The following is an 11,714-nucleotide window of genomic DNA, read 5'->3' as shown; positions in this document are numbered from 1 at the left end:
CAACTGTTCAGGTTTGACAACGGTCGGCAGACGAGCCCCAGGCTACGCGACGGTCTCAAGGACCAAGGGTGGGACGGGGTCTCGCCTGCCGATACCGAATATCACACAGATCAAAGAGACAAGGGTGGGTGCAAACCCACCTTCCGCACCCTCAAAGATACCCCCCGTCCCGGCCCCCGAGCCGGGACCGCACCCAACCCCCCGCCGCCCGACAACCGTCTTGCGCGCTCTCCCCATCCCGTGCACAACTCTCCCGGAAAATGGCGCGACCCATCCCGGGGCGCCCGGCCAACCCGCACCAAAGGAGCCACCGATGAACCGCACCCTGCCCGTACTCGCCCTGACCCTCGCCGCCACCCCGGCCGCAGCCCACCTGCCCCCGGGCGAATACGGCTCCTTCCTCGCCGGCGTAACCCACCCGATCTTCGGCCTCGACCACGTGCTCGCCATGATCGCCGTCGGCCTCTGGGCGGCCCAGATCGGCGGCCGCGCCCTCTGGCTCGTGCCCACCGCCTTCGTCGCCACGATGATCGCGGGCTTCCTGCTGGCGCTGGCCGGCACGTCGCTGCCCTTCGTCGAACCGGCCATCCTCACCTCGATCGTGATCCTCGGCCTCGTCGTCGCGCTCGCACTCCGCCCCGACCCGCGCCTCGCCATGGCGCTCGTCGGCGCCTTCGCGCTCTTCCACGGTCACGCCCATGGCGGCGAACTGGGCGGCGCCAGCGCCCTGCAATTCGGCGCGGGCTTCGCCATCGCCACTGCGCTCCTGCACGCGGCGGGCCTCGGCGTCGCCCTCGCCGCCTCGCGCCTCACCACCGGCAACGCCCCGGCCTTGCGCCTCCTCGGAGGGCTCACCTCGGCCGCCGGGCTCTACATCATCTTCGGCTGATCCGCTCCCGCAACCGCGCCCCGGGCACCACCCCGTGCCCGGGCCTCCCCGGCTTCTTCTTGGCCCAAATATTCCCGCCGGAGGCTCCCGCCCCCGCCACGCGCGCGACCGTCAGACCCGGCACGTCACGTCAGCCAAAAACCCGAGACGGCGCCCAACGGGCGACGGCGAGACAACCGGCGCGCCCGCACGGGCGCACATCGGCCTCTCAGACCTTGCCTTCGAAATCCTTGTGGATCAGCTTCGCATCGCAATACGGGCATTCCACCCAGCCGAGTGTCTGCGGGATCATCAGCCAGACGCGTGGATGGCCCAGCGCACCTTCGCCGCCGTCGCAGGCGACACGGTAGGTGTCGACGATCCGGGTTTCGGGGGCCTGTGTCACCATCTGGCAGTTTCCTTTTCCGCTCGGTTGAACTAGGTCCGAATATGGAAGATCGAAAAGCCGGGGGCAAGAGCAGCGATGGGCGGAAATGCCATTGAAATCCGGGGGCTGACCAAGACCTACCCGCCGCACAAGGGCGAACCGGAAAAGCAGGCCCTCAGGGGCGTCGATCTCGACATCCCCTCCGGCTGCGTCTTCGGCCTTCTCGGCCCCAACGGCGCGGGCAAGTCCACCCTCATCAACATCCTCGCCGGGCTCGTGGTCAAGACGGCCGGCCGGGTCAACATCTGGGGCTTCGACCAGGACGTGAACCCCCGCCAGAGCCGCGCCGCCATCGGCGTCATGCCGCAGGAGCTGAACCTCGACCCGTTCTTCACCCCGCGCGGTGCGCTCGAGGTGCAGGCCGGGCTCTACGGTGTGCCGAAATCCCAGCGCCGCTCCGACGAGATCCTCCGCCTCGTCGGGCTCGAGGACAAGGCCCAGGCCTATGCCCGCACCCTCTCGGGCGGGATGCGCCGCCGCCTGCTGCTGGCCAAGGCGCTGGTGCATCACCCCGCCGTTCTCGTCCTCGACGAGCCCACCGCCGGGGTCGATATCGAACTCCGCCGCATGCTGTGGGACAATGTCCGCCGCCTCAACGACGAGGGGATGACCATCATCCTGACCACCCACTACCTCGAAGAGGCCGAGCAGATGTGCGACGAGATCGCCATCATCAACCACGGCGAACTGGTGGCCCGCGACACCACTGGCAACCTGCTGGGCCGGCTCGATGCCAAGACGCTGGTGATCCGCCCCGACGCCCCGGTGAAAGACCTGCCACAGGCCGAGGGGATCGAGGTTGAAACCCGCCCCCATGGCGAGCTGGCGATCACCTACCAGTCGGGCCGCACCTCTGCCGAGCAGGTGCTCGAGGCGGTCCGCGGTGCCGGCATCCGCATCTCCGACGTCCGCACCGAGCAGGCCGATCTCGAGGATGTCTTCCTCGACCTGACCCGCAGCACCTGACAGCCTCTAGCGCTCCTCGCGGTCCAGCAGCCGCTCGATCCGCTCCAGCCGCCCGACCACCTCGTCGCGGTAATTGCCGGTCTTCTCGGTCTCTTCCTCCGAATGCGCATCCTGCATCGAGTTGACGATCAGGCCGACCACCAGGTTCACCACCGCGAAGGTCGTCACAAGGATGAACGGCACGAAGAACGCCCAGGCCTGCGGATAGACCTCCATCACCGGCCGCACGATCCCCATCGACCAGCTTTCCAGCGTCATGATCTGGAACAGCGAATAGGCCGACCGCCCCAGCGTCCCGAACCACTCGGGGAAGTTCTCGCCGAACAGCTTCGTCGCCATGACCGAGCCGATGTAGAAGATGATCCCCATCAGCAGGAACACCGACGCCATCCCCGGCAGCGCGCTCATCAGCCCTTCCACCACCCGGCGCAGCGACGGCGTCACCGACAGCACCCTGAGAAGCCGCAGGATGCGCAGCGCCCGCAGCACCGAAAGCCCCTGCGCCGCCGGCACCAGCGAGATCGCCACGATCACGAAGTCGAAGATGTTCCAGCCGTCGCGAAAGAACCGCGCGCCGCGCGCGAACAGCTTGAGGCCGATCTCGGCCACGAAAATCGCCAGGCAGATACTGTCCAGCGTGACGATCAGCGCCCCGGCCCGCGCCATCGCGATATCCGAGGTTTCAAGCCCCAGTATGGCCGCGTTGAACAGGATCACGCCGAGAATGAAATTTCTGACGAGAGGCCGGTCGATGAACGCACCGGCGCGGTCGCGAAGGGTCATGGGGGCGAAATCCGTCTGTTTCCTGTCCTCTGCCTGCATATGGGGAGTGACCCCCAATCGGCAAGATCGAAACCGGACCGGGGCACGCCACACTCGACGGATCGCCCAAACTGTGCTCTAATTTCAGGGTATTAGGGGACCAATCGCTATTTAATTGGGGAGCATCATGAAAAACCGCATTCCTTCCGTTCTTCTGGCCGGCGCGCTTTTCGCCTTCGGCACCGCCGCCACGGCCTGCAATGTCGAGGTGGGCCATTGCCCCGACCCCAAGCCTGACCCGGACGATCCGATCGCCCTCACCCTCGCGCCCCGCGTCACCTGGCACGAACCCGTCACGCTGGATGCGCCCCCCGCACGCGCCGGCTACGGGCGGCTCTCCTTCCGCCTGCTCGACCCCAGGGACAACACCCCCCTCAGCGCCGAGCTGACCCCGGACTCCCGCGAATTCGCCGACCGCTCCTTCCTCGGCTGGCTCGGCAGCTACTTCAACGACACCGAAAAGACCTACATGCTGTCGGTGGAAGTGGTCGAGTTCATCGACGGCGAGGTCGAGGTGCTGCACCGCCGCCCGGTCTATGCCTATACCAGCCGCCAAAGCTTCTCCTCGATCTCCGACAACCAGTTGATCGATTTCGGCGGCGAGATCGGCTTCTTCTTCAAGAACGACGAATCCCGCCGCGTCCGGCTGGTGCTGCACCGGGGCGCAACCACCGAGTTCGTGACCGACAATGTCGCCCGGCTCTTCGCGCTCGGCAATGACGGCAGCGAGACGTTCAGGAACGGCGCCGACGGCAAGACGGTCAGCCTCGCCAGCCTCAACCGCCACGTTCTCGGGTCGAACGCCGCCCGCGTCGGCGCCGCTCTGGATTTCCTCGACGACATGTTCGAGCCGTTCGAACAGGTCGAAACCATCACCGCCAGCCGCACGCTGCGCCACGCCGGCGCCGGAAGCACCTACGGCATCCGCGCCGATTTCTACCCGCGCAACACCCGCACCGCCGAAGACCGCAACAACCACCTGCGCCTCGAGGTCTCGCTCGACTACCAGCCCTCGATCCTGCTCACCAGCGCCGACCCCACCTTCAACGACATTCGCGACAGCAAGATCCACGTCGACAACGACATCGTCCAGCCGCTCGACTATTTCGTCCAGACCAACCCGGCCACCAAGGCCGCCTGGGGCGATGTCGGCTCCGACCGGCACGACACCAAGCGCGTCTGTGACAGCATCGCCGACGCCCTGAACGGCCGCCTCGTGGGCGCCGACGTGCCCATCGCCATCAGCGCCATGCTCTACTCGAAACAGGCCGACTTTTCCGAAGGCTGGAACGAGGATGCCTGCTTCGGCCCCGACAAGGCGGTGTTCGACGAACCCGCTTTCCGGAAATACCGCTTCGCCCCGCTGCAATCCGAGGTCGACCTGACCGATGACCAGATCCGCCACGACGACATGGTCGTGCTGCCCTCGGGCCTCAGCGGCGTACTCAAGATCCCCGCGCTGCGCGAAACCGTCCACGAGGCCGGCAGCCCCTACCGCTCGGCCCTGCGCCGCGTCACCGACAACGGCACCCGCCGGGTCACCCTCTGCGACGAAACCGGCCTCTTCGACAGCGTGCCCTGCAACGGCGGCGTCAACGCCACGCCCTACACCGCCGACGCCCTGCTGCACCGTCTCGCCCGCGATGTCGACCTGCTCGAGGTCGACGGCGCCCGGGTCGGCCTCGGCTGCTTCACCTACCCCGCCGACGAAGGCGGCGAGGCCGGTGTGAACGACCTCGGCTCGCTGGCCGTGATCGGCAACCGCACGGTCGAGTTCCTCTGGCAGTTCAAGAACCGCGACGGCGCGCCGGTGCTCGACGGGCTGACCATCTCGCACCCCTCGGCCCGGCGCAGCGCAATCTACGAGGCCAATGCCGGCGGCACCTGCGGCGCCACGGCGGTCCGGAACCGCATCTGGGCCTTCAACGGCGAAACCGAAGGCGCCTGAACACCCCCGGGCGGCCGCCCGCCGGCCGCCCTCAATCCTTCGACAGCATCCGCCCCAGGGGCCGCCCGCCAAGGATGTGCAGGTGGTAATGCGGCACGTCCTGCACCCCATGCGCCCCGGCATTGGCGATCGAGCGGAACCCCTCGCCCCCCTCGCCCAGCGTCACGCCGGTCTTGCGGCACACCTCGGCCGTGGCACGGGTGAAATCCACGATCTCGGCCTCCGACGCCTCCGCCGCGAAATGGTCATGGCTCACATAGGCCCCCTTGGGGATGATCAGCACATGCACCGGCGCCTGCGGCTGGATGTCGTTGAAGGCCAGCGTATGCTCGGTCTCCAGCACCGTGTCGTTGGGAATCTCGCCGCGCAGGATCTTGGCGAAAATGTTCTGGTCGTCATAGGCGAAGGGCATGGCGGTCACATCCTAGTCAGCGAAAAGACGGGGCGTCTCGGCAATCTCTAGCGCCTTCTCGGGCGGGATATCAAGGAACCGCGCGATCGGCGGCGCGTTCTCGTCCGGCTCGGCAGTCTCCCGTATCACCCCGTGATGCTCGAACCCGGCATCGCGGATCCGGTCGCTCTCATAGGTCATGTCGCCCCGAATCGTCGGCAACAGCCGCTCCAGCGTCTGGGCCGAGGTCTGCTCGCCCGCCAGCCCCACCCGCTTGGCATGCCCGATCAGGTAGTCGTCACTGAACTCGCACTGGATTTCCAGCATCTTCGTCGTCGACCGGTCACCGGCAAAGTCATGCAACAGGTCAAGGTTCGACGGGTCCATGCACACGATCAGCCGGTCGGTGTCGAAATAGTCGAACAGCATCCGCATCAGCGCCCGCCGGTGCCGCGTGCGCTTGCCCAGCGTCGCCTGGATCCCGCCCAGATCGGGCAGCGGCGTATCCTCCTCGTTGAACAGGTAATCGATGGTCGGCACGTTCGCCACCTGCCGGATCCGCTGGATCACCCGCTTGGCCACGTGCCACTTCTTGCAGATCACGATCATCAGCTCCCGCTGCCGGCCCAGCGAGCTTTCCGTCTCCCAGAACCGGCTGGCGAACCGCCGCCCGATCCGCCCCCGCCCGGTCAGGAACCGGTACAGGTTCCGCCCCTCGTCGGCAATCTGGAACGTGGCATCCTCGTTGGCATAAAGCGCCCCCAGCCGCGTCTTCAGCTCCGTCGCCTCCGGGCTGATCTTCCGCGCGAAAAGCGCATCCTGCGACAACAGCAGGTCATAGTGATCGTTGTAGAACGTCACCGGCATCCCGTAATCGGTGAACATCAGGAAGGTCAGCGTCCGTGTCCGGATCTCCTTCTCCGGCACCACGTGCCGCACCAGCGTCTGGAAAAACGTCTCGTCCGGAATCCACGTCGTGGCAAAGAACCGCATCACGTCGCGCCGCTTCCGCGTGAAATCGAGGATCCACTCGATCGTCCGCCGCCGCAGGCACCACCACTGGCTGCCGATCTGGATCTGCAGATCGGCCGGAATGGGCCGCGTCAGCCCCAGCTTCTTCTGCAGGTTGTACAATGTGTAGAACCGCCACTTCTGCACCCGCTCGTTGAAATAATGCCGATAGATCAGCCGGTCTTCCTTCATCCCGGTCTTGATCCAGTCGCTCTCGAAGAAATCGAAGCTCTCGATGTAATCGGCATCGTCATTGTCGAGGAACTCATGCGCATAGGCGGCCGACTTCACCGCCATGCAATCCCCCGACAGCATGTAAAAATGCGTGGCCCTCGGAAACGCCTCCACCGCCGCCTCCACGGCATAAAGCGAGGCCTGCACCAGCGACCACTCCCCCCAGCCGCACCTGATCCGCTTGCGCGCGAAGGTCACGTTCGGGTTGCCCGCCAGCGCCGAGCGGATCTTGCGGTAATGCTCCACCTTCGCCCGCGCGTCGAAATGAATCGCCATGTAATCGCCCACCGCCGTCAGCATCTCGGCCTGACGGATGATGGCGTCGGGGTCCTTGTGGCACAGAAGGATGAAGGCAATTCTTGCCATGACGCGAACGCTCTACCCGATATTATCTTTCTTGCGTACAGTGATAGACATGAAGACGGCCTGAAGAAACGCCCTTTCGGGGGAATATTCCTCAGGCTACAAAGCCAAAGCCGCAAAAAAAAGGCGGCGCGGGAAGGTGGAGGCAGAAATATGGGGTTTCCGGGCACCTGGATGACCGAAAGCGAAAGCGTCGTCTATCGCGTGGTGCCGAAATGCGCCTGCTCGACGATCGGCCAGATCATGTACTACTCCGATCACGGCGAATTCTTCGACGGTGACATTCACGACGCGACCGACGGCCTGCACAAATGGGCCCGCGACGACAGCCAGCCGCTGATCCGCGACAACGTGACGGCGCACCGGTCCTACGCCTTCACCTGCGTGCGCAACCCCTATACCCGCATCCTCTCCAGCTTCTTCGACAAGATCTGCGGCATCCAGCGCAACGGCAAGCGCTACCGCGGCAAGCTCGTGCCGCTGCTGGTCCAGAAATACGGGGTCGAGGTCGGCGGCGAGGATGGCAAGGACGACTTCGACCAGGTCAAGAGCTTCCGCCGCTTCCTGCTCTTCGCCCGCGACACCATCCGCTGGAAACGCCCGATGGAGCCCGACATCCACTGGTCGGCCATGTCCGGCCACGTCTCGACCTTCATCGTCAACGGCGGCCGCTACGACCGCATCTTCTGGACCGAGGCGTTCAACGACGGCATGGCCGACGTGCTGAAATCCATCGAAACGCCCCATGCGGTCGACCTCGCCGCCATCCCCCGCTTCAACGAAAGCGAAGGCCACGGTCCGAAACGCGCCCACCCGGTCGAAGACTATTTCGACGACCTCTCCATGCACCTCGTCTACGAGATCTACAAACGCGATTTCGAGCTCTTCAAATACGACTTCCACGACCCGTCGAACAAGATGCCCACGGGCGAGATCGACCTCGACGAGGTCCACGCCAAGCTCGGCGACTGAGCCGGGCCCGCCGCCATGATCGTGCTCGACCAGCCCTCGGCGCTGCGCCTCTTCTTCGTGATGCAGGGCTCCATCGTGCCCCGCATCCTGCACAAGATCCTCGCCGTGGCCGGGCTCTCGGCGGCGATCCTCCTGATCGACCGGCTCGCCCTGCCCCTGCCGCATGTCTCCGTCTCGGCCATCGGCGTCTTCGGCATCGCCCTCTCGCTCTTCCTCGGCTTCCGCAACAACGCCGCCTATGACCGCTGGTGGGAGGCCCGCAGCCTCTGGGGCCAGCTCATCGCCGAAACCCGCAACCTCGGCCGGCAGGTCACGCTCTTCTCCCCCGACCCCGCGCTGCACGCCCGCGTCCTGTCGAACGCGGTGGCCTTCGCCCATCTCCACCGCGGCGCCCTGCGCGGCGAGGAGGCCCGCGCAGCCCTCCTGCCCTGGCTCGACCCGGCCGAGGCCGACGCCCTGCTCGCCCATACCAACCCCGCCGACGCCGCCCTCTCCCGGATCAACGCCGCGCTGGCCACGGCCGATCTGGACGGCTACGCCCGCATGACCCTCTCCGGCACGCTCTCGGCCATGGGCCTGGCACAAGCGGGCGGCGAACGCATCGCCACCACGCCGCTGCCCTTCGTCTATTCCCTGCTCGTGCGGCGCACGACCTACCTCTACTGTTTCCTGTTGCCCTTCGCGCTGGCCGACCAGGCGGGCTGGTTCACGCCGCTGCTGGCCGCCATCGTCGCCTATGTCTTCTTCGGGCTGCAGGCGGTGACCCGCGAGCTGGAACATCCCTTCCAGACTGTCGAGAACGGCCTGCCCCTCCACACTATGTGCCGGGTGATCGAGATTTCCGCCTCCGAGGCGCTCGGCCGCCCCGCCCCGCCACCGCTGGCGCCGGTCAAGGGTGTGCTGACCTGACAACCGGCTAGGCAGATCGCACCGGCCAGGCTATCATCCCCCATCCCGCCGGAGGCCATAGCCCATGCCCACACGCGCCCTCGTCACCGCCCTCGCCCTCTGCTGGCTCGCCGGCATGGCCGCAGCCCAGACCACCAAGTTCGCCGGCTCCTGGTACTGCCGCTACGCCATGGAACCCTTCAGCGGCCAGCCCCTCGACCTGCATTACTGGGAATACCGCCTCACCGCCCGGCCCGACACCGGCTTCACGGCGGAAGGCTTCTACGAAAACCCCGTGGTCGGCCGCGTCCCCGTCCAGATGCAGGGGCAATACGGCCCCCAACCCGGCTACGGCAACGCCGAGGTGGTCTTCCTCGGCACCATGTACCGCGCCGGCAGCGGCCAGCAGCCCTTCCAGATGCCGGCCATCATGTCCGACCCGAACACGATCTACTTCCAGTTCCGGGGCAACACCCACATGACCAACATCAACTGCACGCGCTGAGGCGGCGGCGGAAGAAGGGGCGCTGCCCCTCTTGGCCCTCCGGGCCAATTCACCCCGGGATATTTTCCCCAAGAAGAAGCAACGGTTTCTTAACCACGGTATGGTTGACTAGCAGGTGCGGTACAGGCTGGGAAGCCGATGACCGCCCAAGGAGAAGTCGCGCCCGGCATTCCGGCCCCGCCGCCGGTGCCGGGCGCGCAACCCGTGCTTCTTCTTGGTACAAATATCCAAATCCGACGGCGGCGACACAACGCACCGCCGCTATTCAAGCCACCGTCAGATCAACCCTTCCGCGGCAAACAGCGCCTTCACGTCCTTCTCCGGCCGCGCGCCGTAATGTCCGATCACCTCGGCCGCCGCGATGCAGCCCATCCGCCCCGACACCGCCAGCGGCTGGCCCGTCGCCACGCCGTAGAGGAACCCGGCCGCGAACTGGTCGCCGGCGCCCGTGGCATCCACCGGCGTGACCCGGTCCACCGGCACCGTCACCGTCTCGTCGCCCTCGACCAGCACCACGTCATCGCCCGAACGGGTGCAGACGATCAGCCCGCTATCGGCCGCCGCCTGTTCCAGCGCCGCGCCCAGGTCCTCGGTCTCGTACAAAGCCTGCCACTCGTGCTCGTTGCCGATCACGTAGTCGAGCTCGGTCACCAGCCGGCGGAAATCGTCGCGGTGCCGGTTCACGCAGAACGGGTCCGACAGCGCGATCCCCGCACGCCCGCCCCCGGCGCGACAGGCCCGCGCGGCGGCGAGGAACGCCTCCTTCCCCTTGTCCTTGTCGAAGAGATACCCCTCGAGGAACAGGAGCCCCGCCTGCCCCGCCACACCGTCATCCACGTCCTCCGGCCCCAGCTCGGTCGAAATCCCCAGGTAGGTGTTCATCGACCGCTCGCCATCCGGCGTCACGAAGATCATCGACCGCGAGGTCGGCAGTTCGCCCCCCGCCACCGGCGTGTTCACGAAATCCGTGCCCACGTCGGCCATCTCGTCGGCATAGAACCGGCCCAGCGTGTCATCCTTCACCCGCCCGATGAACCCGGTCTTCAGCCCCAGCGCCCCAAGCCCGGCAATGGTGTTCGCCACCGAGCCGCCCGACATCTGCGTGCGGTTCTGCATCCCGTCATAGAGCAGCTCGCCGCGCTCCTGCTCGATCAGCTGCATGATCCCCTTCTCGATTCCCATCGTCGAGAGGAACTGGTCGTCGCATTGCGAGATGACATCGACGACGGCATTGCCGATACCAACGGCTTGATACTTTGTCATAGGGTCTTTTCCTCGAATTGACAGAGGTCCCGGATGAGGCATGCGGGACACATGGGTTTGCGGGCCTTGCAGGTATAGCGCCCGTGCAGGATCAGCCAGTGATGCGCATGGCGCTGGAAGTCGACCGGCACGTGATCCTCGATGGCGCGCTCGACGGCGTTGACGTCCTTGCCGGGGCAGATGCCGGTGCGGTTGCCGACGCGGAAGATATGCGTATCCACCGCCTGCGCCGGGTACTGCCACCACATGTTCAGCACAACATTCGCCGTCTTGCGCCCGACGCCCGGCAGCGATTGCAGCGCCGCGCGCGAATTGGGCACCTCGCCGCCATAGTCATCGACAAGGATGCGGCTGAGCTTCATGACGTTCTTCGCCTTGTTGCGGTAAAGCCCGATCGTCTTGATGTGACCGATCAGCCCCTCCTCGCCCAGCGCCAGCATCTTCTCGGGCGTATCGGCCACCTTGAACAGCTCGGCCGTGGCCCTGTTCACCCCCGCATCCGTCGCCTGCGCCGAAAGCGCCACCGCCACCACCAGCGTGAAGGCGTTGACGTGATGCAATTCGCCCTCGGGCTCCGGCTCCGCCTCCTGGAACCGGGTGAAGATCTCGCGCATCGCGTGGTAATCGAGCTGGGTCGCCATGTCCCCCTCATGCCCGCATTCCCGGCAATGCGCAATATTCGGGTCGCATGGCACCGGGCCAGCGATTAGATTTCCTGTCACGAGCCCAAGGAATGCCCCGATGAACGCCGAGCCCCAGCACAGCTATCACTACCACGTCATGCGCCGCGCGCTGGATCTGATAGACGCCGCCGATACGCCCCTGTCGCTTGAGGATCTGGCTGCCGCGATGGGGATGAGCGGTGCGCATTTTCAACGCGTGTTCACCCAATGGGTCGGTGTCAGCCCGAAACGGTATCAGCAATACCTGGCGCTGGGACAGGCCCGCACGCTGCTGGCCAACCGGCACACGGTGCTTGAGGCGGCGGATGGTGCGGGCCTGTCCGGGTCCGGTCGGCTGCACGATCTCTTCCTG

The 11,714-nt window shown here is 66.1% G+C and carries 13 protein-coding genes; 7 read left to right on the top strand and 6 right to left on the bottom strand.

Annotation, left to right across the window (positions count from 1 at the left end; translation table 11 throughout):
- Positions 1 to 313: 313 nt before the first annotated feature.
- Positions 314 to 889 (top strand): HupE/UreJ family protein, encoded by a 576-nt coding sequence (locus RLN94_RS18130; RefSeq protein ID WP_350130959.1) that lies wholly within the window; start codon positions 314 to 316, stop codon positions 887 to 889.
- A gap of 208 nt (positions 890 to 1,097) precedes the next feature.
- Here the strand turns inward: RLN94_RS18130 and RLN94_RS18125 are convergent, their stop codons facing one another.
- Positions 1,098 to 1,277 carry a zinc-finger domain-containing protein gene (locus RLN94_RS18125; protein ID WP_350130958.1) on the bottom strand — a complete coding sequence of 60 codons (180 nt, stop codon included), beginning with the start codon at positions 1,275 to 1,277 and terminating at the stop codon, positions 1,098 to 1,100.
- Positions 1,278 to 1,352: 75 nt separating this feature from the next.
- Between RLN94_RS18125 and RLN94_RS18120 the strand changes: the two genes are divergently transcribed.
- Positions 1,353 to 2,282, top strand: coding sequence for an ABC transporter ATP-binding protein (locus RLN94_RS18120; RefSeq protein WP_350132593.1), 930 nt, complete (start codon positions 1,353 to 1,355; stop codon positions 2,280 to 2,282).
- Positions 2,283 to 2,288: 6 nt separating this feature from the next.
- Here the strand turns inward: RLN94_RS18120 and RLN94_RS18115 are convergent, their stop codons facing one another.
- Positions 2,289 to 3,065, bottom strand: coding sequence for an ion transporter (locus tag RLN94_RS18115; protein ID WP_350132595.1), 777 nt, complete (start codon positions 3,063 to 3,065; stop codon positions 2,289 to 2,291).
- Positions 3,066 to 3,231: 166 nt separating this feature from the next.
- On the opposite strand from RLN94_RS18115, the gene RLN94_RS18110 reads away from it, so the two are divergent.
- Positions 3,232 to 5,052 carry a hypothetical protein gene (locus tag RLN94_RS18110; protein WP_350169386.1) on the top strand — a complete coding sequence of 607 codons (1,821 nt, stop codon included), beginning with the start codon at positions 3,232 to 3,234 and terminating at the stop codon, positions 5,050 to 5,052.
- Positions 5,053 to 5,083: 31 nt separating this feature from the next.
- Here RLN94_RS18110 and RLN94_RS18105 read toward each other — a convergent pair whose 3' ends face one another.
- Together RLN94_RS18105 and RLN94_RS18100 are read right to left on the bottom strand one after the other, a co-directional pair.
- Entirely contained in the window at positions 5,084 to 5,464 is a 381-nt protein-coding gene (locus RLN94_RS18105) for an HIT domain-containing protein (RefSeq protein WP_350132673.1), read from the bottom strand.
- Positions 5,465 to 5,476: 12 nt separating this feature from the next.
- On the bottom strand, positions 5,477 to 7,054 hold the full coding sequence (locus tag RLN94_RS18100) for a DUF5928 domain-containing protein (protein WP_350132599.1): 1,578 nt from the start codon (positions 7,052 to 7,054) through the stop codon (positions 5,477 to 5,479).
- A gap of 150 nt (positions 7,055 to 7,204) precedes the next feature.
- On the opposite strand from RLN94_RS18100, the gene RLN94_RS18095 reads away from it, so the two are divergent.
- From RLN94_RS18095 to RLN94_RS18085, 3 genes are all read left to right on the top strand, one after another.
- Complete coding sequence (locus RLN94_RS18095) at positions 7,205 to 8,023, top strand: sulfotransferase family protein (RefSeq protein WP_350132601.1); 819 nt, start codon at positions 7,205 to 7,207, stop codon at positions 8,021 to 8,023.
- Positions 8,024 to 8,038: 15 nt separating this feature from the next.
- A complete protein-coding gene (locus RLN94_RS18090; RefSeq protein ID WP_350132603.1) occupies positions 8,039 to 8,932 on the top strand; it encodes a bestrophin family protein in 894 nt (297 codons plus the stop codon).
- 64 nt (positions 8,933 to 8,996) lie between these two features.
- Positions 8,997 to 9,416, top strand: a complete 420-nt coding sequence (locus RLN94_RS18085; RefSeq protein WP_350132605.1) for a hypothetical protein — start codon at positions 8,997 to 8,999, stop codon at positions 9,414 to 9,416.
- 276 nt (positions 9,417 to 9,692) lie between these two features.
- Here the strand turns inward: RLN94_RS18085 and RLN94_RS18080 are convergent, their stop codons facing one another.
- The gene (locus RLN94_RS18080; RefSeq protein WP_350132607.1) at positions 9,693 to 10,679 is read right to left on the bottom strand and encodes an adenosine kinase; all 987 of its coding nucleotides are present in this window, start codon (positions 10,677 to 10,679) and stop codon (positions 9,693 to 9,695) included.
- Positions 10,676 to 11,320, bottom strand: a complete 645-nt coding sequence (gene nth, locus RLN94_RS18075; protein WP_350132609.1) for an endonuclease III — start codon at positions 11,318 to 11,320, stop codon at positions 10,676 to 10,678. Before nth ends, RLN94_RS18080 begins: the two co-directional genes overlap by 4 nt.
- 100 nt (positions 11,321 to 11,420) lie before the next feature.
- Between nth and RLN94_RS18070 the strand changes: the two genes are divergently transcribed.
- The coding region (locus tag RLN94_RS18070; protein WP_350169382.1) for a helix-turn-helix domain-containing protein at positions 11,421 to 11,714 on the top strand (294 nt) is incomplete at its 3' end.

Source organism: Roseovarius sp. (assembly GCF_040223625.1).
GTDB lineage: Bacteria > Pseudomonadota > Alphaproteobacteria > Rhodobacterales > Rhodobacteraceae > Roseovarius.
This window is presented reverse-complemented; position numbering and strand designations above follow the sequence as displayed.

Excerpts from the sequence above, each read along its gene's own strand:
- RLN94_RS18130 (WP_350130959.1), top strand. The coding sequence starts at position 314 with ATGAACCGCACCCTGCCCGTACTCGCCCTGACCCTCGCCGCCACCCCG.
- RLN94_RS18125 (WP_350130958.1), bottom strand. The coding sequence starts at position 1,277 with ATGGTGACACAGGCCCCCGAAACCCGGATCGTCGACACCTACCGTGTC.
- RLN94_RS18120 (WP_350132593.1), top strand. The coding sequence starts at position 1,353 with ATGGGCGGAAATGCCATTGAAATCCGGGGGCTGACCAAGACCTACCCG.
- RLN94_RS18115 (WP_350132595.1), bottom strand. The coding sequence starts at position 3,065 with ATGACCCTTCGCGACCGCGCCGGTGCGTTCATCGACCGGCCTCTCGTC.
- RLN94_RS18110 (WP_350169386.1), top strand. The coding sequence starts at position 3,232 with ATGAAAAACCGCATTCCTTCCGTTCTTCTGGCCGGCGCGCTTTTCGCC.
- RLN94_RS18105 (WP_350132673.1), bottom strand. The coding sequence starts at position 5,464 with ATGCCCTTCGCCTATGACGACCAGAACATTTTCGCCAAGATCCTGCGC.
- RLN94_RS18100 (WP_350132599.1), bottom strand. The coding sequence starts at position 7,054 with ATGGCAAGAATTGCCTTCATCCTTCTGTGCCACAAGGACCCCGACGCC.
- RLN94_RS18095 (WP_350132601.1), top strand. The coding sequence starts at position 7,205 with ATGGGGTTTCCGGGCACCTGGATGACCGAAAGCGAAAGCGTCGTCTAT.
- RLN94_RS18090 (WP_350132603.1), top strand. The coding sequence starts at position 8,039 with ATGATCGTGCTCGACCAGCCCTCGGCGCTGCGCCTCTTCTTCGTGATG.
- RLN94_RS18085 (WP_350132605.1), top strand. The coding sequence starts at position 8,997 with ATGCCCACACGCGCCCTCGTCACCGCCCTCGCCCTCTGCTGGCTCGCC.
- RLN94_RS18080 (WP_350132607.1), bottom strand. The coding sequence starts at position 10,679 with ATGACAAAGTATCAAGCCGTTGGTATCGGCAATGCCGTCGTCGATGTC.
- nth (WP_350132609.1), bottom strand. The coding sequence starts at position 11,320 with ATGGCGACCCAGCTCGATTACCACGCGATGCGCGAGATCTTCACCCGG.